Source organism: Paenibacillus sp. Dod16, assembly GCF_049893405.1.
In the GTDB taxonomy this organism is placed as follows: domain Bacteria; phylum Bacillota; class Bacilli; order Paenibacillales; family Paenibacillaceae; genus Paenibacillus_AQ.
The window spans coordinates 1-22131 of sequence record NZ_JBNDYG010000027.1 but is presented as its reverse complement, the minus strand read 5'-3'; the positions used below and the strand labels follow the sequence as shown (position 1 = coordinate 22131).

Below are 22131 nucleotides of genomic sequence, written 5' to 3'. Positions count from 1 at the left end.
CTGCGGCGCTACAACGCTTCCGTTTCGGCAACAAGCTCCTGAAGCAGCGCAGTGGCTTGTTTTGTTTTTTCTGCATCTGATGAGAGCAGTGTGATTACTTGGTCCACGCGCTGCTTGTAATTGGTTGGCTTGATGGGAAAGGTTTCGATCATGGCCACCGCACGCTTCTCATTGATGCAGTACGACTCGTTTTTGGCAAACAGCACTTGATTCAAGCTCGAAATGCAGCGGAAGCAGTGGCCGGTTACATAGCTGATATCATCGCTGGCAGCTGTTTTATCCGCAAACATCAAGGAGAAGGATGCTTCGAAGGTAAAGAAGCCAACGATTCATCCTTTAATGCTTTTGGATAAGGAACCGTTTTGGCTTTCAGCGTCTGTATTCGGTTATCCGAATCCCACAGTATGCGGCAAATCGCGATTTCCCCCATATACATCACATTGAGATAAGCATGCGGATGTCCGGTTTGGTAATGCGCGGATACCGTGCCTGCGGAACAGTCGTCGATGATGCCGGACACGCGGCGTACATCACGGAATAAGAAATCCACATGATAGCCCTCGATCATTAACCATCCGCCCCCGTTAACCCAGGCGCCCCATTCACCCAATGAAGTGATAATCCCCTCCCGATGCTCGTCATCTAATTTCTTCGCCACCTTAGCGATGTTCTCTACCTTGAATCCTTGTGATTCATCGTAATAAATGCCGATATCGATATCGGAATCCGGTTTGGCGGTTCCTTTGGCTCTGGACCCCCCGAGTACGATCCCTGTAACGCCGGGCACCTCCCGAAGTTCTTCCGTTATCCGCTGGATCAAAGAATCAACTTCTGCACTCATGCATGTTCCCCTCCTTAAATGTTTTATACGGAATTGATCTACCCTTATGTATACCTTAGCCTCATGGATTCAATTTTGTCGCGGGTCCATTGGACGGCTTCAGCTGGGGAGATGATGGTAGCATCCTCTCCGAGACGCCACACATAGTCCGAATAGAAGAAGATGTCGGCCGCTGGTATTTCAAGTTGAATAATTCCGCTGCCATCCTTGTTCTTATGGATATGGGGGCCGAGGCGAGTATCCGTTTCAAGCAGTCAAACCCCTTTGGAAGTTAATTGTACCTCAAATGGCTTCATTTCCCCATCCCCGGTTTCCGGTATGTCACGCAGCGTTTGGCTGGCGATATCTTCACGGATCGTTATGGACTCATTGAGGCTGGCAGCAATGATCCGGTCGACTCTGAACTGTCTGATATCCTCTTGAGTAAAACAGTAGGCCGGACAATACCAGTAGCCCGAGCTTGCATACAAGCCGATAGGCTGAATATGCCGCTGACTGCTTCCTGTGGATGAACGATAGAAGATAGTGACCACTTGCCGAACCATGATGGCTTCCATTAGCGTTTGTAAAATCTCGCTGGACATCGCACGGAATGGACTGTGGATCATAACGCGATCCTTAAGACGGTCGATCTGCTCCTTGGTATCTGCCGGCAAATAATGATAGAACTTGTGGAGGGCCGTGGCGGCTCCGTCACCGAACGGCAGCGTGCTGAAATAGCTTAAGGATTGGCACGCAAAAAAGATGGCGGTCGCCTCGCTTTCCGTGAAACTGATCGGCGGCAGCATCCGCTCCTGCAGCAATCTGTATCCGCCCCCTCGGCCTTGCACAGAGTAGATGGGAACACCGAGCCCGCTCAGCTCATCCAAATCTCTTGAAAGGGTCCTGACGGAGAGCCCGAATTCATCGGCCAGCTCTTTTACCGTAAACGATTTTTTTGCATTGATCATCATCATTAATTGAATCAGGCGCTGGGATTTCTGCATAGGAGTACCTCCGTCTCATATCATTTATTTTATCTTATTCTTTAAATAAGACAATATTTGTCTTATTTAAAAGATATGATGTTCTCAAGAAGCAAGGGTTCACGCTGAATCCTTGGAGCAGGGTCCATTAAGGGAGGAGAATATAGAATGAAACAAGACATGACTAAAGAAGAGCTGGGATTTGTTTTTATACACGGAGCAGGATTGAACGGAGGAGTATGGGATTACGTTGTGGAAGGGCTGGGTCATCCGTATTTGAAAGTGGAATACCCCTTGCGGGATCGGAATGTGATTTCCGGACATCATTTGGGGCTGGAGGATTACGTAAACCATATGGCGGAGCAGGTGAGAACGTGGGGGACGAACAAGTTTGTCATTGTGGCTCATTCCCTGGGCGGGGTATTGGCTATGGAGCTGGCCTCCAGGTTCACAGGCCGTGTTGCCGGTTTTGTAGCCATCGGTGCGGCTATTCCTAAGCGCGGAGGTTCATTTGTTTCGGTGCTTCCGTTTCCTCTGAGGGCCATCATGCCGATCATCCTGAAAACGGCTGGCACGAAGCCGCCTGAATCCGCAATCCGTCATGGTCTGTGCAGTGATCTGCCGGAGGAGCAGGCTTCCCGAATCGCAGCGGAGTTTGTTCCTGAATCCCGCAGAGTCTATACGGATCGCGTTCAAGCGTCTATTCCCGATGTGCCAAAGCTTTATGTGAAGCTCACCCAAGACAAAGAGTTCGGATTATCCACACAGGATAGCATGATAGCCAATCTGTCTGCAGATGGGGTGGAAAGTCTCAGCACCGGCCATTTGCCAATGCTGAGCGATCCACGTGGAGTCCAGCGGATACTGGATGGCTTCGCAAATCAAGTGAACGAAGGCCGTCACCCGGTTATCTCATCATAATCTGATCCCGTCTCGGGCCGACGGATATCGTCTTGATAGGAACGCCAATGGACGATTCAATGAACTGCACATATTGCTGCGCGGCTTCCGGGAGCTCGTCAAAGGATCGGATATGCGACAGGTCGCATTTCCAGCCCTTCAGTGTTCTCAGAACAGGCTTTGCAGACTGGAGATCGGCCGTTACCGGAAAATGGTCAATGATGCTTCCGTCCTCTAATTCGTAGCCAACGCATACGGGGATGTCATCCAGGTACCCCAGGACGTCAAGGTTGGTGAGAACGGCTTCGGTAGCTCCCTGCACCATGCAGCCGTAACGGGTGGCCACCGTATCAAACCATCCCATTCGTCTTGGCCGGCCGGTCGTTGCGCCGTATTCGCCTGCATCGCCGCCACGGCGGCGGAGCTCATCCGCTTCATCCCCATGCAGTTCGGTCACGAACGGGCCGGCGCCGACACAGCTTGAATAAGCCTTAACTACAGCAATGACTTGGCTGATGGCGTACGGCGGCAGACCAGCTCCGACCGGTGCATAGCCTGCCAGCGTGGAGGAGGAGGTGGAGAACGGGTAAATCCCGTGATCCGGGTCCCGCAGTGCCCCTAATTGGCCCTCCACGAGAATAGGGTCGCCTTTCATATAAGCTTGCTGCAGCATCGTGGTGGTATCCTCGATATATGGAGACAGGAGCCGGAAGGACTCCAGCAGTTGCTTGGTCATCTCATCAACGTTTAGCGGCTCTCTCCCATACAGATGCTGCAGCTGCACGTTCTTGATGGCAAGCATCTGCTCGAGCCGTTCACGAAGTCGCTGGGGATGGAACAGATCAGCTACCTGAATGCCCAGCTTTGCATATTTATCAGCATAAAATGGCGCGATCCCGCGTTTCGTAGAACCGAATCCCCGGGCACCGAGCCGTTCTTCTTCCAGTTCATCCAGCAACCGATGAATAGGAAGCACGACTTGTGCGCGCTCCGATATAAACAGTTTGGGGGCGGGGACGTTCCTTGCTTCCAGCTCCTGCAGCTCCTTGATCAATACCTCCATATCCAAAGCGGTTCCCGGACCGATGATATTCGTTACGTTTGGATAGAATACACCTGACGGCAGCATATGCAGCGAAAACTTCCCATAATCGTTAATAATGGTATGTCCTGCATTGCTCCCTCCCTGAAATCGGACGACATACGACGATTGCGCCGCAAGAACATCCGTCATTTTTCCTTTGCCTTCATCTCCCCAATTGGCTCCTACTATGGCTGTAACTGTCAAAGCATGTTCGCCTCCTACGGTCTTTTTCTTTTACAGGGCTCATTATATGAGTTGCATCATCATAAATAAAATTGATATTAGTAATAGTAGACATTAGTTTCATTTATGTTATACGATTCTGTAGAGAAGAATACGGATAACGGGTGAATTCTAAGCTGATCTTTCGATAAGGGTTCCCGTTATCATAGGATAAAATCGAGGTAATCATAATGGAAATCAATATGGAGTGGTATCGTGTCTTTTATTGGACCGCCCGGCTTGGTAGTTTATCGCGGGCAGCGGAGCATCTGCATATCACCCAGCCGGCCGTCAGCCATACCATTAAGCATTTGGAGGGAACGATCGGAGGACCGCTGTTCTTTCGGACAACCAAGGGGGTTAAACTCACGTCGGAGGGTGATGTGCTGTTTCGCTATATCGAGCAGGCCTTCAGCTTTATCGAGATCGGCGAAAAGGCGATTGCGGACATGCATAACTTGCATAGCGGCGAAATTAATATTGGAGCAAGCGATACGTTGTGCAAATATTATTTGCTGCCGCATTTGGAGTATTTCCACGCCACCTATCCGGATATACGCATCCGCATCTCCAACCGCACAACCCCGGAAACGCTGTCCCTTCTCAAGGAAGGGAAGATTGATTTTGGCATCGTTCATTTACCGGCCTCCGATAAACAAATCGATTTTCGTGCCAGTTCGCCGATCCATGATTGTTTAGTTGCCGGGAAATCATTTGTGGAGCGGGCACAGTTACAGCACCCCTTGTCCCTTCGCGATATCGGGAACTACCCGCTGCTTATGCTGGAGAGGGGCGGGAGCACAAGAAACTATGTCGATCAATATGCAAAGAGGCAGGGAGTGACGCTGAAACCCGAGTTCGAGCTTGGCAGCATTGAGCTGCTGGTACAGTTTGCCCGGAGCGGCTTTGGACTGGCTTTTGTCATTCGCGACTATGCTAACGAGGAATTGCAGGGAGGACAGCTGATCGAGGTGCCGCTCCATCCGCCGATTCCCGAGCGCAGCATAGGAATTGCAACGCTTCAAGGTATACCGCTATCTGCTGCCGCCAAGTCATTTCTTTCTCTTTTGCCTTAGACAGGTCGGTGACGAGCTATTCGAATGCCATATTCGAAGTGCTGTTCACTGCCGTTTAGGATGTTTGATTTGGTGAGGACTCCTGTTTTGGCATATAATGAAAAAGAGTGATCAAAACTTGGTAGGAAACACGCCTGCTACCACCGTATGAAGTAAACAAACCACATGTATCGGAAGGTTTTTTCTAGCGATATCAGGCAGACGCGCTTTGGAATTATAGACTTCTGATATCTAAAAAAAGGATGGACTAACATATGACTGCAACTACATTTCATACATTAGGAATAGCCGAGGATTTGTCCTCCAGATTAACGGAGTTTGGCATTGTCACGCCTTCTCCCGTTCAGGCTGAGGCTATACCGCCCATACTCGAAGGCAAGGACGTGCTTGCGACTTCCCAGACAGGTACAGGCAAGACGCTGGCTTATTTGCTGCCTGTGCTTCAGGGCATCGATCCGGAGATCAAGGGAACACAGAAATTGATTCTTGCTCCGACACAAGAGCTAGCCGTACAGATTGTGAGAGAGAGCGAGCGTTACGGGGAAGCCCGCGGAATCGGTGTGCTCGGTCTCATCGGGGGCGCCGCGGCCAAGCGTCAGATTGAGAAGCTGAAGCTGCATCCGCAGCTGATCGTAGGAACGCCGGGACGCGTGCGGGAGCTGATCGAAATCCGGAAATTGAAGATGCACCAAGTAAGCACGATCGTAGTGGACGAGGTGGATCAGGTATTTAATCTGGGCGGCGCCGGGGATGTGGATCGCATTCTGCGCAGTGCATTACGCGATCGTCAATTGGTATTCTTATCCGCCACGGTGAGTCCGGAGACGGCAGAGCTCGTCAAGAAGGAGATGGATCAGCCGGTCGAAATCGGGATTGATCCTGAGCAGCGGACACCGTCCGCGTTGGAGCATTATTATTTTGTGACCGAAGAGCGTGACAAGTTGGACATGCTGCGCCGCGTAGTCCGGCATTACAATCCCGACCGTGCGATTGTCTTCGTCAATGCCACCGAGGATTTGGCAGAGGTTGAAGCGAAGCTGAACTACCTCGGCTTAAATGCGGCTGCCATCTATGGTGATGCCGACAAGATGACTAGAAGCCGGGTTTTGAATGCGTTTAGAGAAGGGCGTACCAAGCTCTTGGTGGCTAGCGATGTCGCTGCCCGCGGACTTGATATCGAAGGACTCGGCATGGTCATCAATTACGATCCGCCTATTGACGCCGAGCATTATACACATCGCGCAGGACGTACTGGACGCATGGGTCGGAGCGGCATGGCGATCACGCTCGTAACGGACCGTCAGACGTTCATCATGCGCAAGTTCAATCGCGAGCTGGGCATATCGATTGAAGAACGCGCTCTGTATGGCGGGAAGGTTAGATCTCCTCGTGCTACACCGGCCGATCGAGGACATGGTCCGCGTGGGTCAGCCGGAGGTCCTGCCCGAAAAGAGAAACCAGCTCGAAAGCCTGCTTCCACTAGCGCCAATGGTAAGGCGGGAAGCGGTAAGGCTTCGGGTGAGCGTCAGAGTGAAAGGGAGCGGGACCGCAAGAACAAGGGCGCTCCGAAATGGCTGAAGAATAAGCCTCCACGGAGCTAATGGCTGCAGGCTCCATCCATGCGGAGCTTGCAATCGGTATGTTGTTTTTCGGGTCCGATTCATCGGATGTGGTCGACATCCATAGGGACCGGACTTTTCAGAATAAGAGGTGATCGATAATGAGTGAACAGCCGGTATTGTCTGTTCAAGGGTTAAGCGGCGGGTATAGCATGAATCGACCGGTTCTGCATGATGTAACCTTTCAGGTTGAACCGGGTGAGATGGTAGGTTTGATCGGCCTGAACGGGGCGGGCAAGAGCACCACGATGAAGCATATTCTCGGACTGATGAACCCGCAAAAAGGGAGCATTCAGGTGCAAGGGAAGAGCCGGGCAGAGCATTCCGAAGCTTATCACGGCGCTTTGGCGTTTGTCCCCGAATCCCCGTTGCTGTATGAGGAGATGACGGTACGCGAGCATCTGGAGTTTACGGCGCGCTCCTATGGCGTATCCCGTGAAGATTATGAGTCGCGTTCGGAGCAGCTGTCCAAGATGTTCCGCATGGAAGAGAAGATGGACAGCCTGTCCACGCATTTATCCAAGGGTATGCGCCAAAAAGTGATGATCATGTGCGCGTTTGTCGCCAGACCGTCGCTGTACATTATTGACGAGCCCTTCCTTGGGCTTGATCCGCTCGGGATACGTTCGCTGCTTGACTTCATGCTGGAGCTGAAGGCGTCCGGCGCTTCGGTACTGCTCAGCTCCCATATTCTCTCCACGATTGAGAATTATTGCGACCGGTTCATCGTGCTGCACCGCGGCAGCATCATTGCTCAGGGAACGCTGAAGGAAATCCAGGACCAAGCCGGAAGGCCGGGGATGTCGCTGGAGGAGCTGTTTAATGTGCTGATTCAGGATGGTAAAGGCGAATGAACCTGCGTGAGCTGTATGTCAAACGACGCGGGCAGTTCTGGGGTGAAATTCTCCCCTATCTGGGTTATGTCATACAGAGCGGGGTAGCCGTCGTATTTCTGTTTCTGCTGATTGCATTCGCTGCCTGGTATACTGCACTACTGCAGCAGATTCCGCCAGATCTGCCGATTCGCTGGATCATGATGATTTTCCTTGTGCCCCTCATGATCAACAGCAGCATCCGCACCTATCTGCGTCCGGCGGATACGGTGTTCCTCATTCCGCAGGAATCCCGGATGAAGGAATACTTCAGTACAGCATGGTTCAGTGGCGTCATTTATAAAATCATCGGTTTGGGACTGGTGATGTTAATCCTATGGCCTCTATACATACGCAGTGATGTTTCGCCAAAACCGCTGCTGGCAACGTTTGTTGTTCTGACGCTGTTTAAACTGCTGTCAAGCTTCGGCAGCTGGAAGGAGCAGCTTATGGTGTCAAGGAATGCGGCGGCAGCCTACAGGGTACTCCGCTGGATCGTTCCGGCGCTGAGTTTAGCCGCCTGGTTATGGCATCCAACGGGCCGAGCCCTCCTGTTCATGGCGCTGCTTGGCCTCACGTATGTTGCGGCCTTGTCAGTACCCGCCAGGCACCTGGTTGCTTGGGAACGATTCATCGCCGTTGAGGAGCGACAGGCGAGCCGGGTGATGATGGTGCTGAGCTGGTTCGTGAATGTGCCTCAGCGCGGGCAGCGTGTCCATGCGCGGAAATGGCTTTCCGGATGGGGCAAGGGCTTGGCGTGGAAGAAGGAAAGCGCCTATCGCTTTCTTCTCATTAAGAGCCTGACGCGCAGTGATATTCTGGGCATACTGATTCGGGTCGGATTGCTGGGTGCCTTTCTTGTGTGGGCAACCCGGGAGAGTCTGGTATCGGCGATTGTGTATCTGGTCAGCCTGATGATTATCGGACTCCAACTGTCTGCACTGCGAAAGCTTCACCCGGAATCGTTCTGGCTGCATGTCTACCCGCTTCCGGAAGGTACGCGCCGCGACAATGAAGGGAAACTGATCTTCCAGGTGCAGCTGTTCTGGGCTGTCCTCCTGTGGCTCCCACTCATTCCGGACATCCTGAGTGCCCCCGGACGTATATTGGGTACGCTGGCTGCGGGGATCGTGCTTGTATTTCTGTTCCGAAGCGCTGCTGCCCGGAAGAGCCGACGTGAAGATGATGACGACGAATAAATGGGAAGAGGCCGGGACGTTAACGTCCCGGCCTTCTATTGTAATTATAGTATGGGTTATTCCGGTTGCAGAAATCGCAGTGCGTGGTGTGGCGACCTGCGATTTCTGTTAGGCTGTTATCTAGTTGTCATTACACCCAGAAAGAACGAGTGATGATAACGAGCAGGATAAAGAGAACCAGGATTGCTCCAACTCCGTATCCACCGCCGTATCCGCCGCCGTATCTTACTTCTTCAACTGCACCCATGTTCATTCCCCTTTCAGTTCGTTGATTTGTAGTACACGGTATTGTATGTAGCTAATGGTCTATGTGTATGGGCGAGCGTTTATTTGTGGCAGAAGAAAAAATGAAGACCGGGGATGATTCTCCCCGGTCTTTGTTATGCTTGAACGGTTATGTTGTTGGATGCAGCGGATCATTAAACCTTCTGCAGGTCTTGAATCCCTTTGTAGACCAGGTCGAACAGATCCTCCAAATACTCCTCGTCAATACAAGAGAAGGCGATCCGGAGATCATGCTCGCCAAGGGCGATGGTTCCCACGCCATACTCATGGATGAGATGGGAACGAAGCTCCTCGGCATTTACCGTGTTCAGCTTCAGGCACATGAAGTAGCCGGAGTTGAACGGATAGTATTCCCATACATCGCCGTATTTGCCGCTGTCAAGAATGGACTTCACTTTGTTGGCGCGGCCTTTCATGATGGCAAACTTCTCTTCCTTCTGTTCATGGAATTCCGGCGCCTTCAGCGCCTCCAGCACAAAGGTTTGCGAAGGGTGGGAGGCGCTGGATATCGTAGCGCGAATAATGCCGAGCGTCTTCTGCTCCAATGCGTCCAGCACGTCTTTATCTTCTGCCGCATACGTGATAAAGCCAACACGGAATCCCCATACGAATTCTTCCTTGGTCGCTCCGTCAACCTTCACAGGAAGCACGCGAGGGTGAAGGCCTGCCAGACGTCCGAAGAGTGATTCCTTCAGCGAATCTTCAAAGAACAATCCGAAATACGCATCATCCGTAACAACCACAATATTCATACCGGCTTCGGCCGCTTCCTGGATTGCGGACACGATGGCGGCCCCTTCCTGAGCGCCAGGCGTATAACCCGTCGGGTTGTTCGGGAAGTTCAGCAGAACGACCGCTTTGCCTTTATCCTTCTGGCTCAGCAGAGCCTGACGAAGTCCTTCGGCGTTAAATTTCATATCGTCTGTGAAGAGAGGATAGGTTACATGAATGCCATGGCGGCGAATGCCGAATGTCAGCTCATAATTCTCCCAATTCTTATCGGGATAAATAACGGCGTCCCCTTCATCCACGAACAAATCGGCTACGATGCTAAGACCATGCGTCAGCGCATTCGTAACGATCGGATTGCTGAAGCTCTTGCCTTCAAGCGAAGGGTTCTCCTGAATCATCTTGTTTCGCCATACGGAGCGCAGCTCCGGCTTGCCTGCCGGAGGGGCATACGGGTACAGATCCTTCGGCTGGTAAGCCGAAAGTTTGTCCTGGATGACGCCCAGATGCATCGGGACTCCGCCTTCGGTTGCAATACCGATCGTAGCGTTATATTTTTTCGCATGGCTCGTCGCTTCCGCAGATTGGCTCAGTATGCCTTCTTTCGGGAAGTAGATTTCTTTGCCGAGTGTGGAGAGCATGTCGTACACATGCGGATTGCCGGCTTGCATTTTTCCATTCAATTGACCAACCAATGGGTTCATGAACTGATTCCTTCCTTCCGAATACTTTTGGTTAAGGTAAGTGTGCAGGTGACAAGTTGCCTTTACGTTTTCATTGCCTAACATTATACCACCTACCCCAGGAACCGTCACGGATAATTGTAATGCTTTAACGCAGTCCAGGGTGATACTTGCAGATCAGTCCGGCGGTTTCTTCATCCCGCTCCTTGCCGCGGCATTCAAGCCCTTCGACTACGGTCTGGAGCCGATCCGGCTTCAGGTTCTGGCCGAACTTGAATTTAGCGCTCATTCGCTGCGGAGCGAGCTTGATGACGGCTACCCCTTTCAGTCTGGGGATATAAGCCCGGTCATTCGCGTCGATGGCGCGGTATCCGCCTTCAGGCTGCAGTTTAGTCATTAGGGCCTCCATCGCAAGGGCTTTTTCCTCCAGATCATCCACGATTACCACTTCGCCGACAGCCGTTACACTTTTAAAGTAGGCCGTGGCCGGGCAGGCCATCTCCGGATCGGAGAAATAGGAAGGGATTAGGGCATACTCATCGGCGATGGTAAAGCACACGGCGGGCGTCCGGCGCAAATGGTCCATTTTTTCCCCCATCCGGCTGCCATGAAAATAGAACGCACCGTTAACATAGGCGTAGTTCAATGGCGTTACACGCGGAATTCCCTCTTCATCGGCTGTTCCAAGGAAACCAAAGCTCATGCCGCTAAGGAAGTCCTCAATTTCTTGTTGATCCTCCATCGTAAATTCGTCTCTTCTCATGGTTAAACGCTCCCCCTATCATTTTGATTAACAGCATACGATGAACATTGACAAGGAAAAAGCGCCAATTTAGAGTAATTTATATAGTCCAATTTTATTGAAATAACAATAGAGGAGTCGTCATTATGGAGCTGGGATTGCCATTCGAGACCTATGTGGAACAATATCGATATAAATATTTGGCTTTGTACCACGCAATTCGCGCGGCCATTCATAGCGGCAAGCTGCCGGAAGGAACCCGACTTCCCGCGACACGGGAGCTTGCAAAGCTGTATGGCGTGTCCAGGGGATCGGCCGCGCAGTGTTATGACATGCTGATGGCCGAGGGTTACGTCGTATCCCGGCAGGGCAGCGGAACTTATGTTGCCGAAGGGATTGCTGCGATGGCAGACCAGCCGCCATCGGCCGAGCGGGCGCCAGTGCTCTCCGCTTGGGGACAACGCCTGATGGACCAGAGCGGGGAATATGTCTCGGCACAGCAGCTGCTGGAGGAGCCTCCCCCGGGTAAGATCTCTTTCGCGAATGCGAGGATGCCCATGGAGGATTTCCCCTATTCGGAGTGGCGGAGCGCGTTATCCTACGCAGGCGGAAGCGGGGGAATCGAACTGCAGAACGGCGCGCCGCCGGAAGGGGATCCCGAACTGCGACAGGCGATAGCCGGACACCTGCGCTTTACGCGGGGCATACAGGCCGATCCCGAGCATATCGTGATCTTCAGCGGTTCCATGCAGGGGCTTGTCCTGATGTTTCAGCTGCTGATTGATCCCGGCGATCACGTGGTGATGGAGGATCCGGGGTATCAGGGAATCCACCGGGGCATAAACCTGAGCGGCGGGATTCCGCTGCCGTCCCCCGTCGACGATGCCGGATTGATACCGCGTGACTGGGACGCCGGCCTGCTTGTCGTAAGCCCCAGCCGTCAATACCCGACGGGCGCGGTCCTGCCGCTCGAGCGAAGAAGGGCGCTGCTGAATTGGGCACGAAGCCGCCAGGCCTTTATTATCGAGGATGATTACGACAGCGAGTTCCGCTGGGGCGGCAAGCCGATTGAGCCCTTGCGGATGCTGGATAACGAGGGGCGTGTCATCTTCGTCGGTTCGTTCTCCAAAACGATGTTCACCGGGCTCCGCATCGGGTATGCCGTGCTGCCCCCAAGCCTGGTTGAGGCGGTCGTGCAGGCCAAGGCTCTGTACGAGCCGATCTCACCTGCCGTATTAGAGCAGCGCGCGCTGGCGCGCTTTATTGTGCGGGGAGGATACGGTCGGCATCTTAGAAGAATGACCCGGCTGTACGGCGCGCGGTATGGCGCGCTTCGCCAGGCGATGGATACCCATGCCTCCGAACTGTTTCGACTCCATCCCGGCGATGCCGGCCTTCACGTCTACGCCAATTGGCTGCGCTCCGCGGAAGAGTATGCCCTGTTCCAGGAAGCTGCCCGCAAGCGCGGCGTCATGTTTCGGGATGCAGCGGCCTATCATCGTGCGCCCGGGCCGCCTGCCGCCTGCTTCGGCTTCTCGCATCTCGGCATATCCAGCATCGAGGAAGGGGTTGCGCGGATGGCGCAGGCATGGCGGGACATGCAAAAAACATAAAAAACGGGTATGATGGAAAAGAGGTCAATTTTTGAATGAGATGAGGGGGTTATGACGTGATGCTGAATGCATCGCCGTCTTCTTTTATAATCATGCCTGCGCTTGCCAAAATCGTATGTGAGCCGGGCTGGAAATGGCAAAAACGCGAAAGACCCATGCAGAATTATGATTTGTTCTATGTATGGAGCGGTGAAGGCACGGTCGAGCTCAATGACGAGCCCTTTGCCGTGGGAAAAGGAAGCTGCTTCCTGTTCCGACCAGGAGATCATACGAGCGCAACGCATAATCCGCAGAAACCGCTCGTATTGACATATATCCATTTTGACGTTGCCGACCCGGTTCAGCATATCCCTGCATCCTATCGCAAGCTGACGGAAACGATGGATTTCGAATATTTGCTCGCGCGCTACGTGCGTTTGTATCTGGACAAACCCTATGGATCATTGGAGGAGGGGCAGCTTATTCTGAAACAGCTGATGATTCATCTGCTGCGTTCGGATCTCGCTGAGCCGGTGGTCAAAAAAGCAAGCAATCAGCTGTCCGAGGCGATCCATGAAATCGCGAATTACGTTCGCCAGCACCCGGGGGTTCCCCATCGGGTCGAGGATTTGGCGGCCAGAGCGGGGTTGTCCCCCCGTTACTTCTCGATTAAGTTCAAGGAGCTGATCGGCACGCCGGTGCAGTCCTACATCATTCAGATGCGGATCGAGCGGGCGCAGCATCTGCTGCTTCATCAAGGGATGAACGTAACGGAGGTAGCCGACGCGCTGGGTTACCGGGATATATTCTTTTTCAGCCGGCAATTTAAGCAGTATACGGGCAAGAGCCCATCCGAGATTCGGTGATTTCCCGCCCTTCCATAACTTACCTGGCGGGTCGAAGGGCAAATGGGTTTCATAGCAAGCGATTTAGGGTAAAAACGACATACAGTTTCATTTTGAAGGGGGGAGAGAGGAATGAGCCCAAGAAGACGGGTGCGTGGACGTTTCTTTAGTCGCGGTGGTTGCGGTATTTTCAGAAATCGCTTGCGCCGCATGAAGACAACGACTCAGGATCATCAGAATGTGTGGTTTTAACGAGACCTAGGCCTACATACGGGGGACATTGAATCCCGTTATCATATACGCTTTTCTCTGGATGAACGCAAAAGGGAGCTACTCTGTAACATTAAAGATGGAGGAAGCCCACTAAAACCAATAACAATAAGCAATTGAATACAATGTTAGACATTTTAAGAAAGGATGAGTCATGCAATGGGATTATCCCCTTATGCGTGGTGCTCATCCTCTTTTGTTTTTGAAGAAATGAGTGAACTACACTACGACACAAACTGCTATTTACGACCATATTTTGACATGGTATGATGTGACACATTGGGAGGGAATGTTGTGGATGTGTTTACTGTAAAAGAATTAGCTCATCACATGAACAAAAGCGAAGAAACCATTAAGAGGTGGATTAGATCTGGGAAATTCCCTAACGCCTACTTGTGAAGCGACAAAGAAGGATGGAGAATACCTAAACGTGATCTCATTGATGTCGCAATACCGAAACCATTGGTACAACTGATTCAACCAGAAGGCGATGGCAAAAGCTCGATAAAATTAGCGTATGAAGCAGTTACGTTATACACTACAAATGAAGAAACATTAAATATGTTAGGGTACATAGGAATAAAACGGACATTGGAAATCCTGTACCTGTGGAGAAAAAGTGGCAATGCAATGAGATTTCTTCATTTATAAGACAAGCCATTATAGAAGGTTGGTCAACTTCAAGTCAAACGAATGAAATGAAATAGCAATCGGGCAAGAACTTTTTTTATGACATTAAACCGAACGTATATTCTCCTATAGAGTTGTATTCTTAACAGCAATGAGGTGTCTTATGGTTGTCGTACATTCAACAAATTATTATTACGTTTATTGTCCAGAAGGTGTCGAAAGCCGTTATGAGTTGTTAGTGTTCAATGGTGATCATCCTTGCTTGCCATTCACCGATTTCTATCATGACTGTAAAGGAAGGATCAGTCAAAGCTCTGCACTCTCCTACTTGCAAACACTTCTTCCCTTTTTTACATGGTTAGATAAGCACAGCAATTATCAAGGAAGTCGTCTACAGTGGAGTGATCCGCCAGAAGCCATTCGTGTTGCCATTGAAGATTACCTTATGAACGAAATGTTGTGTAAAGTGAAAGAAAGGGATACGTTTCGTTTTGTAAACCTAACTCAAAAAAGTCCGAATACGGTGAATCGATTTCTATCGTCTGTGAAGTCATTTTACAAGTCTATGATCTATCTAAGACAGTATCCCTTCTATAACCCTCTAATCGATTCACAAGCCATTTTAAACGATTACAGGAGTAATACTGAAGGGGTGAGGATAAATAAGCAACGAATGCCATCTATGGGTGGAACAGAGGACCCCATCCCAACACGCCGATTAACAGATTCTTTTTTTAAGTTGATTAACGAAGAATGGCAGCCCCAAATTATTGACGATCCTGATCTACCCTATCAAGTGTATCAGTTGGGTAAGAAAGCGAATTGGTCAGATCGAGAGATGATCATCGCTCGCATGTTATTTGAAACAGGAGCCAGAGTTTCGGAGATTATAGAGCTTACAATTGGCGATTACCGTGCAAGGAAGAGCTTCCAAGAGGTCAGCACCTTTAATAAAGGGAGCCATGGTCGCAAGGTGAAATTCTTACGGTTTAGTAAAGATACTGTGAAGCGTCTGAATCAATACATTAACACGGAACGAAGGCAGCTTGATCCGAACCATTGGGGATTTGATGAATTGCCTGATTCTGCACCAATATTTCTGACGGAGCAGGGAACGCCACTAACGTATGAATCTTGGTATTACCACTGGAATAAAGCCATGGCAAAAAGCCAACTCAAGCTCAACCCTCACAAAGCCAGACATTGGTTCGTGACAACAAGGCTAAGAGAAATTTACAACATTTCAAAAACGGAAGCTGAGATCCAGCAACGAAAAAATGAGCTTATTAAGTACATGAAGTGGAGAAACGAAGATACCATTAAAGTATATGAGCATTATTTTGACGAAGAAAAACATCGTGAAGCTCATGACCGAATGCTTGATAGCATGGAGCAAAGAGAGCATGATTACAATACCAACCGTAAAGTAGAACGTAAGCAGAAACAACAGTTAACACACAAAAAGAACTCAAGTGATTTAGAATTTGATCATGACTTACAAGAATTACTGGATGGATTGGAGTGACCGTATTGACTTTATTATGTGTAAAGCCTGAATCAGAGCATTATTCAACATTACAAGGAAAAGTAGATAATAACATTCTACATCTCCAAAATGCCAGAGGCATGTTCTTGTTAGATAATGTAAACGAACGGAATATAAAGTACTTTATTAATCAAATTATCGAAATGCCGTGGCGTAATCATCTTTTGCTTGCTATCTTGATTCAAGCAGATCGAAATTTAGATCCAGCAACAAGCTATCTAATGTTGAAGTCTATCCATCCAAGAATCAAAGATTTATTCCATTTCTACTCGATCCAAGAAATCCGGGAGTTCACTACAGATCTTCATATGTACGGCTATCTCAAGGGAGAGTGCTATCCTGAGCATTCAAATAATATGCGGCGGGTTTTTTTGAAAGAATATGAGTTGGTTGCATACAACACAAAAATATGGCTCACGCGGAAGTTGAATCAAGATCAACAAGCCTATTTTGAACAGTTTTTATTCCCAATGCCATCTTTTGAGTCAAAAGATTTTTCTTTTGGCAAGTTAGCTATAGAACAAGCTCAAAATAACCGCAAATATGAGACAGATGCCATTGTCCCATATTTGCCTGTAATCAGGGCGACTGCACGTTTTCGTTCGAGCCAAATGAAACGTCTGCGGGATGCTTTCCACAAAGCCATAGAAGAGGTACAGAAGCGTCCTAATTGCCTCCCATTAGAATTTCACTACGATGAACCTGAACGCATTGGAGAACGTCTGTATTTCCGTTTATGGGACAAACCGTCTTTTGTCTTACACCACCAGGATCAATTCTCTGAAACGGTTGTTCAGCTTGCTGAGGATAGAAAAAGCACATACTCAGAAGATAATAACCATTTCTTTGTTGAATATGTAAAGGCTGAACGCCTGGATGATGACGAGGAAGCCGGTGGATTATGGTTCACCGAAATCATTCAATTAGGCGTATTGGGGAATTGGAGTCAAAACGCTTCATTCGAAGAAATGGAGCGAAAGCGTACCATCTTAAACACATGGGGATACGGCGAAGAAGATTCGGAAAAGAATGCTATCCCCTTCCTTTCATCGCATAAAGGAATCCTGTTCCAACATCCATTTGTTTCACATCATAAAGATAAAGCAGAGGGCGTTGTGTTTGACGTAGAACCGTTTCATGTAGCCTGCACCTTTGGTTTGTTAGCGATTGACGTGTTTACGACAACAGGAGCAAGAATTAACGAATTGTTGCAGATCAACAGCACGAAAGAGTGTATTCAAGTGAAAAAGGTGAAAGACAAACATCATTATTCTTTTCGTGCGATTCCCAAGGGGCGTGACGAGGTTGAAGAATTCTACATCAGCAAACAAACGATGGGATACTTGCAAATCGTTCTTCGGATGCTTAAAGACCATTATCAAAGTGAGAAAATCCCAAGTGTTGAATATAGGTGTTACCGTAAACATTTACTATCAGAACCGAAACCATATTATTTTCAGTATCACAACAAGGCATTGAAAGATGTAGCCCTTGTATCATGTATAAAATTCCTACTTCACGCACTACGGTTTGAAACGCAAGAAGGAACCCCTGTGACGGTGAAAAGTCACCTGCTCCGTCACGCATTTGCAACAGAGGCGGTTCAACGACAAAAGATACCAATTGATATCGTTGCAAAAATTCTTCACCAAAGGGATCTGAATGTTACAGAGTATTATTCATCCCCTACAGCTACTCAAGTTGCTCATGCTGTTGGTGAATTACATGATGCTATTGCAAGCTACGTAGATATCGATGAAGTGATACTCCGTAGTCCAGAAGAGTTGCGAAGAGAGTTAGAGGAACATAATAGTAAAGTCGGTGTTTTTAATAAAGTTTTAGGCGGTACTTGCGTTACGGATTATGTGTGCCCTACGAAAATGGCGTGTTTAGGCTGTAAAGCTAAAATCCCTGAACCTGAGCAAGAACATGAATTACATGAAGTGATTAAGCTTTCTAAGGATATGGAGGAACGCTTTACGAAAATGGGGCTTGAAGTGGAAGTTAAAAAGGCGAAAGAAATGCGTAAGCAAGCGAGGATTGAACTTAAAGAAATTGAGTCGATTAAACAATACAGGGAGGAACAGCAATATGAGCCAATTGTCCACACTAACAAATGATGATCGTCCTTGGCTTCATACTGTTCATGAAAAAAATAAAGCTCGTTCTTTTCACTTAGGTAAGTCCGCTATCGATGCGTTGGTGAAAGAGGGCAATCCTGTTACCCTTAATAACGTTCATAATAAATCAAAAGTGATTGATCCTACTGGTAAAGGAATACATCCGAACACTATAAAAACGAATGTATTGTTATTCGATTATTACAAGCAACACAGCCATACGTATAAACAACGGCAAGCAAAAAAACGACCTTCTCAATTAAGTACAACGCAAGATACCGATCTAAGACGCATCAGCCCTAATCGTGATCTTGTACAGCTTCGTCAAAAATACATGAAATTAACGAAACAGGAGCTTGTAGATAAGCTGATAACGGCGGAGCAGTTCATTGCCGAAAACCATAGTAAATGGACAGCCAGTATGTTTGAACAGTTTAGTCGAGATTAAGCTAACGGGCAGGATAATGCGGAAGAAGGAAAAAAAGTAAGCCTATCGAATTTTTTATATCAGGTGTCGATTGTACATAACCAATGACTGAAGAACATTAACTTTAATCAATAAAGTGGGGTTAACATTGAACTTTAATGAAATGAAAGAAAGAATTCTTATGTGTGAAGATTGTAAAGGAAAGTTCGGGTTCAAGCCGGTTCCAATTTTTCATGGAAATGAACGCTCAAAAATAATGCAAATAAGTCAAGCTCCCTCCAATAATGTTCACATAACAAAAAAACCATTCAATGATCTAACCGGAGCGAAATTGAAATACAAATGGTATCAAATAACCGACGATGTCTTTTACAATGAAGATAATTTTTATGTTACCGCATTGTCGCACTGTTTCCCTGGAAAAAACGCAAAAGGCGGAGACAACCCTCCTCCATCAGCTTGTGCTAGAAAATGGCTATCCAGGGAATTTGAATTGGTTGATAATAAATTATTTGTAATCATTGGAGCAAAAGCTGCAAAGTTTTTGTTTCCTAAAGAGAATTTTGAAGAGTTGGTCTTTAAGAATAATCAAATTAATAATAAACCGGCGATCGTGTTACCGCATCCTTCGCCACTTAATATTAAGTGGTTTAAGGACCATCCAATATTCGAAGAAAAAAGGTTACCGGAAATAAGAGAAATAATCTGGAGTGTACTATGACAACGTTAAGGACGTTCCGCTAAACGGTTAGTCAAATTTGGAGGAGATTACATGATTACTCTAAGGCAAATGTCGTCGCCTTTCTCTTTCACAAAGATAAAGTGTTATTAATGGAAAAGCCAAAAAATAATAGTTTTGTTTCGGGGAAGGTTGTACCTATTGGGGGGCACCTAGAGCAGCATGAAATGAATACCCCAAAAGAAGCGTGTTTGAGGGAAGTTGAAGAAGAGACGGGACTGACAAGTACTGACCTGACAGGGTTGAAGCTCAAATACATAGTTTTACGTATTAAGGAAACGGAGATAAGACTCCAATATGTATACTTTTCAATGTAAAGCACATGACTGTGCGTGAAAGTGAAGAAGGTAAACTGTCGTGGATTGATGTAAAATTGGCTGACGAATTGAATGTGACAGCGACTACGAAATGCATCTTTAAACATTTTTCTGAGAACAAAAAATCATCAGAGATTTATGTAGGAACTATGAAAGCAGTCGGGAGTGAGCCTAAAATTACTTGGGCTTTACTAGAAGATTGGGAAAAAAATAAGGTTTCGCATCAAGCTAACGGGCAGGATAGTTGAATTAAATAAGGGTATAATATCACAAAAATTCTGGAGGGAATACTTTGTTTAAACGGTTTGTTTCTGTGATTTTTATCTGTACTTTGTCCGTTGGAATCAACAATGAACCACCTATCGCTACAGCTACACCTAAGCTGTTTTCTTTAAATGTTGAATTGAACAAATTACAAAATGCTGCCGATTTCAAACTGCTTGCACCATCTCTCACGGATCAAAAGTATAAGTTGGAGATTAAGAAACCCTATCCATTTGTCCCCGATAAACCCGTTTCAGAAGTTAGACTTCATTTCTTTGATGAATCTGGACAAACATATTTGTTTGCAATTGAAGAACACAATGAAGTTGGCTATAAAATAGAACGAGATGTCACTAGCATTGATATTCTAAATCAAACAAGTACAACAAGAACTATTGTTGAGGATTTTAAATTTAGTGAACGTGGAACGAAAGTTAACATAAATGGAAGTGAAGGACGATTTGAACCATGGGCTAACCACATAGCAGGAGGGTTACTACGCTGGGTCCAGGATGGTACTTTTATTGAAATTGACAGCAAAGTTTTTACTAAAGAGGAAATGATCTATTTGGCAAAATCAATGTTCAACTAACGGGAAACGTTAGTTGAATAAAGAAGAGAAGGCAGCCGGTAACGGGCAGGATAGCATAGCGTGGGTAAAGAAAGATTAACAAGAGATTTTTTCAATAGGAGGAGATATGGTTGGGATATGTTGAAGAACTCAGGGCTGTTGTCGGAAAGAGGCCGTTAATTTTTGTGGGATCAGTCGTTATATTAAAGAACAAATCTAATCAGATTCTGCTCCAAAAAAGAAAATATCCTGTAGGTTCATGGGCAATACCTGGCGGATTGATGGAATTAGGGGAATCAGCTGAAGAAACTGCAAAAAGAGAAATCAAAGAGGAAACCAACTTATCTATCGACAATTTAAAACTCATTAATGTCTACTCAGGTCAAGATCATTACATTAAGCAACCGAATGGCGATGAATTCTATGTTGTTGTCATTGCGTTCTATGCTGAACATTTTGAAGGGGAATTGCTTGTTAATCGTTCAGAATCATTAGATTTCGAGTTTATTAATTTTAATGAAATCCCCGATAATCTTGCAAAGAGTCATAAACCTATTATTAAAGACTTTTTATCAGTTTTATAGTGAAAAACATTCTTTTGTTCAAGTAACGGGGACTGAAAGCACAGAAAGAAATGAAATCAACAGCAGCCGGATATTCTGGCTGCTGTTTTCAACTAACGGGCTGACAATAGGGATCGTTGCAAAAAGGCTTCTTTTTGTATACCTCTACGGACAATACTCACGATGCCTCATTAAACTAACGGGCATGATAGTTTAAACAATACGACGAAATATCTCAACAAAGGTAGTTCCACGAATACAATCTGGAAGAAAGAGGTGTTTGCAATCCGAATCCATATCATCGGCGGCTCAGGAAGCGGTAAATCCTATATCGCGGCGTTATTGAGCGCTAAGCTCCGGATCCCGCATTACGATCTAGACGATATTTTCTGGGAACATCAATCGAACGAATATGGCGTAAAGGCACCAGAGGATGAGCGTGACCTCCGGCTCAGAGAAATCATCGGTCTCGATTCGTGGATCGCAGAAGGCGTATACAGGTCGTGGGTAGGGCCGAGTTTTGCCGCTGCAGATAAGATCGTCGTACTGATGACGCCGTTGTCTGTTCAGGAGGAACGAATCTGGAAGCGTTATGAAGATCGCATTGCGGGCATCGTCCCAAGAAAGAAGCGCGAGACGCTCGAAGGCATCCACAACTTGTTGGCATGGAATAAAGACTACAATCTGACGAAGCTGCCTAACTTGATTGGTCATTGGGACTATAAGGACAAAATGATCCTCGTTCGCGATAATTTGGATCTTCTTGAACTTCAATTGATGTGACTTGCTTTTTCTTGTTAAGCTAACGGGAAACGATAGCTCAATCGAGTGTTGATTTACTAAGTGAAAATGTTGTTGTAAATAACAAAAAGAAAAGGATAGAGATTCAGATTTTTTCTGAAACCTCTATCCATTTTTATTTAGCTAATAAAATGTTTAACATTATATACAATCACTTATTATTGTTAGCTTTAATGAACTTCCCCCAACTTTCAATAAAATAATGAACTTCCCCCAACTTTCAATAAAA

General features: G+C 47.6%; 22 protein-coding genes and 1 pseudogene. 17 read left to right on the top strand and 6 right to left on the bottom strand.

All coding sequences use genetic code 11. The features are described from left to right. Positions 1–8: 8 nt before the first annotated feature. Positions 9–841: pseudogene (locus tag ACPV3A_RS18950) on the bottom strand (nucleotidyltransferase domain-containing protein). Between the two features lie 254 nt (positions 842–1095). Next, positions 1096–1827 (bottom strand): helix-turn-helix transcriptional regulator, encoded by a 732-nt coding sequence (locus tag ACPV3A_RS18945; protein WP_426200589.1) that lies wholly within the window; start codon positions 1825–1827, stop codon positions 1096–1098. 147 nt (positions 1828–1974) lie between these two features. On the opposite strand from ACPV3A_RS18945, the gene ACPV3A_RS18940 reads away from it, so the two are divergent. Then, the gene (locus ACPV3A_RS18940; RefSeq protein WP_194544521.1) at positions 1975–2727 is read left to right on the top strand and encodes an alpha/beta fold hydrolase; all 753 of its coding nucleotides are present in this window, start codon (positions 1975–1977) and stop codon (positions 2725–2727) included. Here the strand turns inward: ACPV3A_RS18940 and ACPV3A_RS18935 are convergent. After that, positions 2714–3994, bottom strand: coding sequence for an adenylosuccinate synthase (locus ACPV3A_RS18935; protein WP_071222426.1), 1281 nt, complete (start codon positions 3992–3994; stop codon positions 2714–2716). The two genes, ACPV3A_RS18940 and ACPV3A_RS18935, sit on opposite strands and share 14 nt — an antisense overlap. A gap of 209 nt (positions 3995–4203) precedes the next feature. On the opposite strand from ACPV3A_RS18935, the gene ACPV3A_RS18930 reads away from it, so the two are divergent. From ACPV3A_RS18930 to ACPV3A_RS18915, 4 genes are all read left to right on the top strand, one after another. Continuing rightward, the gene (locus tag ACPV3A_RS18930; protein ID WP_194544519.1) at positions 4204–5088 is read left to right on the top strand and encodes a LysR family transcriptional regulator; all 885 of its coding nucleotides are present in this window, start codon (positions 4204–4206) and stop codon (positions 5086–5088) included. 254 nt (positions 5089–5342) lie between these two features. Next, the gene (locus tag ACPV3A_RS18925; RefSeq protein WP_220683922.1) at positions 5343–6689 is read left to right on the top strand and encodes a DEAD/DEAH box helicase; all 1347 of its coding nucleotides are present in this window, start codon (positions 5343–5345) and stop codon (positions 6687–6689) included. Positions 6690–6808: 119 nt separating this feature from the next. Beyond that, positions 6809–7561, top strand: a complete 753-nt coding sequence (locus ACPV3A_RS18920) for an ABC transporter ATP-binding protein (RefSeq protein WP_071222429.1) — start codon at positions 6809–6811, stop codon at positions 7559–7561. Further along, positions 7558–8778 (top strand): ABC transporter permease, encoded by a 1221-nt coding sequence (locus ACPV3A_RS18915; RefSeq protein WP_194544517.1) that lies wholly within the window; start codon positions 7558–7560, stop codon positions 8776–8778. The genes ACPV3A_RS18920 and ACPV3A_RS18915 overlap by 4 nt, the downstream gene beginning before the upstream one ends. Before the next feature lie 130 nt (positions 8779–8908). On the opposite strand, the gene ACPV3A_RS18910 is transcribed toward ACPV3A_RS18915, so the two are convergent. From ACPV3A_RS18910 to ACPV3A_RS18900, 3 genes are all read right to left on the bottom strand, one after another. After that, positions 8909–9025, bottom strand: coding sequence for a sporulation protein YjcZ (locus ACPV3A_RS18910; RefSeq protein ID WP_083397722.1), 117 nt, complete (start codon positions 9023–9025; stop codon positions 8909–8911). Between the two features lie 172 nt (positions 9026–9197). Next, positions 9198–10496, bottom strand: coding sequence for an aminotransferase class I/II-fold pyridoxal phosphate-dependent enzyme (locus tag ACPV3A_RS18905; protein ID WP_194544516.1), 1299 nt, complete (start codon positions 10494–10496; stop codon positions 9198–9200). A 127-nt stretch (positions 10497–10623) separates the two neighbouring features. Beyond that, positions 10624–11238, bottom strand: coding sequence for a pyridoxamine 5'-phosphate oxidase family protein (locus ACPV3A_RS18900; RefSeq protein WP_194544515.1), 615 nt, complete (start codon positions 11236–11238; stop codon positions 10624–10626). Positions 11239–11363: 125 nt separating this feature from the next. On the opposite strand from ACPV3A_RS18900, the gene ACPV3A_RS18895 reads away from it, so the two are divergent. The 12 genes from ACPV3A_RS18895 (at position 11364) to ACPV3A_RS18840 (ending at position 21884) form a co-directional block, all read left to right on the top strand. Next, positions 11364–12830 (top strand): PLP-dependent aminotransferase family protein, encoded by a 1467-nt coding sequence (locus tag ACPV3A_RS18895; protein ID WP_339219794.1) that lies wholly within the window; start codon positions 11364–11366, stop codon positions 12828–12830. Positions 12831–12889: 59 nt separating this feature from the next. Beyond that, positions 12890–13675 carry a helix-turn-helix domain-containing protein gene (locus tag ACPV3A_RS18890; protein WP_113060056.1) on the top strand — a complete coding sequence of 262 codons (786 nt, stop codon included), beginning with the start codon at positions 12890–12892 and terminating at the stop codon, positions 13673–13675. 543 nt (positions 13676–14218) lie between these two features. After that, the gene (locus tag ACPV3A_RS18885) at positions 14219–14323 is read left to right on the top strand and encodes a helix-turn-helix domain-containing protein (protein WP_426200588.1); all 105 of its coding nucleotides are present in this window, start codon (positions 14219–14221) and stop codon (positions 14321–14323) included. 394 nt (positions 14324–14717) lie between these two features. After that, a complete protein-coding gene (locus ACPV3A_RS18880; protein WP_426200587.1) occupies positions 14718–16079 on the top strand; it encodes a tyrosine-type recombinase/integrase in 1362 nt (453 codons plus the stop codon). 5 nt (positions 16080–16084) lie between these two features. Beyond that, positions 16085–18220, top strand: coding sequence for a site-specific integrase (locus ACPV3A_RS18875; protein ID WP_426200628.1), 2136 nt, complete (start codon positions 16085–16087; stop codon positions 18218–18220). Next, entirely contained in the window at positions 18192–18668 is a 477-nt protein-coding gene (locus ACPV3A_RS18870) for a hypothetical protein (RefSeq protein WP_426200586.1), read from the top strand. Before ACPV3A_RS18875 ends, ACPV3A_RS18870 begins: the two co-directional genes overlap by 29 nt. Positions 18669–18795: 127 nt before the next feature. Next, complete coding sequence (locus ACPV3A_RS18865; RefSeq protein ID WP_426200585.1) at positions 18796–19368, top strand: uracil-DNA glycosylase family protein; 573 nt, start codon at positions 18796–18798, stop codon at positions 19366–19368. A 35-nt stretch (positions 19369–19403) separates the two neighbouring features. Beyond that, positions 19404–19703, top strand: a complete 300-nt coding sequence (locus ACPV3A_RS18860; protein ID WP_426200627.1) for an NUDIX domain-containing protein — start codon at positions 19404–19406, stop codon at positions 19701–19703. Positions 19704–19708: 5 nt separating this feature from the next. After that, positions 19709–19951, top strand: coding sequence for a hypothetical protein (locus ACPV3A_RS18855; RefSeq protein WP_426200584.1), 243 nt, complete (start codon positions 19709–19711; stop codon positions 19949–19951). Positions 19952–19995: 44 nt separating this feature from the next. Beyond that, a complete protein-coding gene (locus ACPV3A_RS18850) occupies positions 19996–20559 on the top strand; it encodes a hypothetical protein (protein ID WP_426200583.1) in 564 nt (187 codons plus the stop codon). Between the two features lie 110 nt (positions 20560–20669). Continuing rightward, the gene (locus ACPV3A_RS18845) at positions 20670–21122 is read left to right on the top strand and encodes an NUDIX hydrolase (protein WP_426200582.1); all 453 of its coding nucleotides are present in this window, start codon (positions 20670–20672) and stop codon (positions 21120–21122) included. A 255-nt stretch (positions 21123–21377) separates the two neighbouring features. Continuing rightward, complete coding sequence (locus tag ACPV3A_RS18840) at positions 21378–21884, top strand: hypothetical protein (protein ID WP_426200581.1); 507 nt, start codon at positions 21378–21380, stop codon at positions 21882–21884. The last annotated feature ends 247 nt before the right edge of the window (positions 21885–22131 follow it).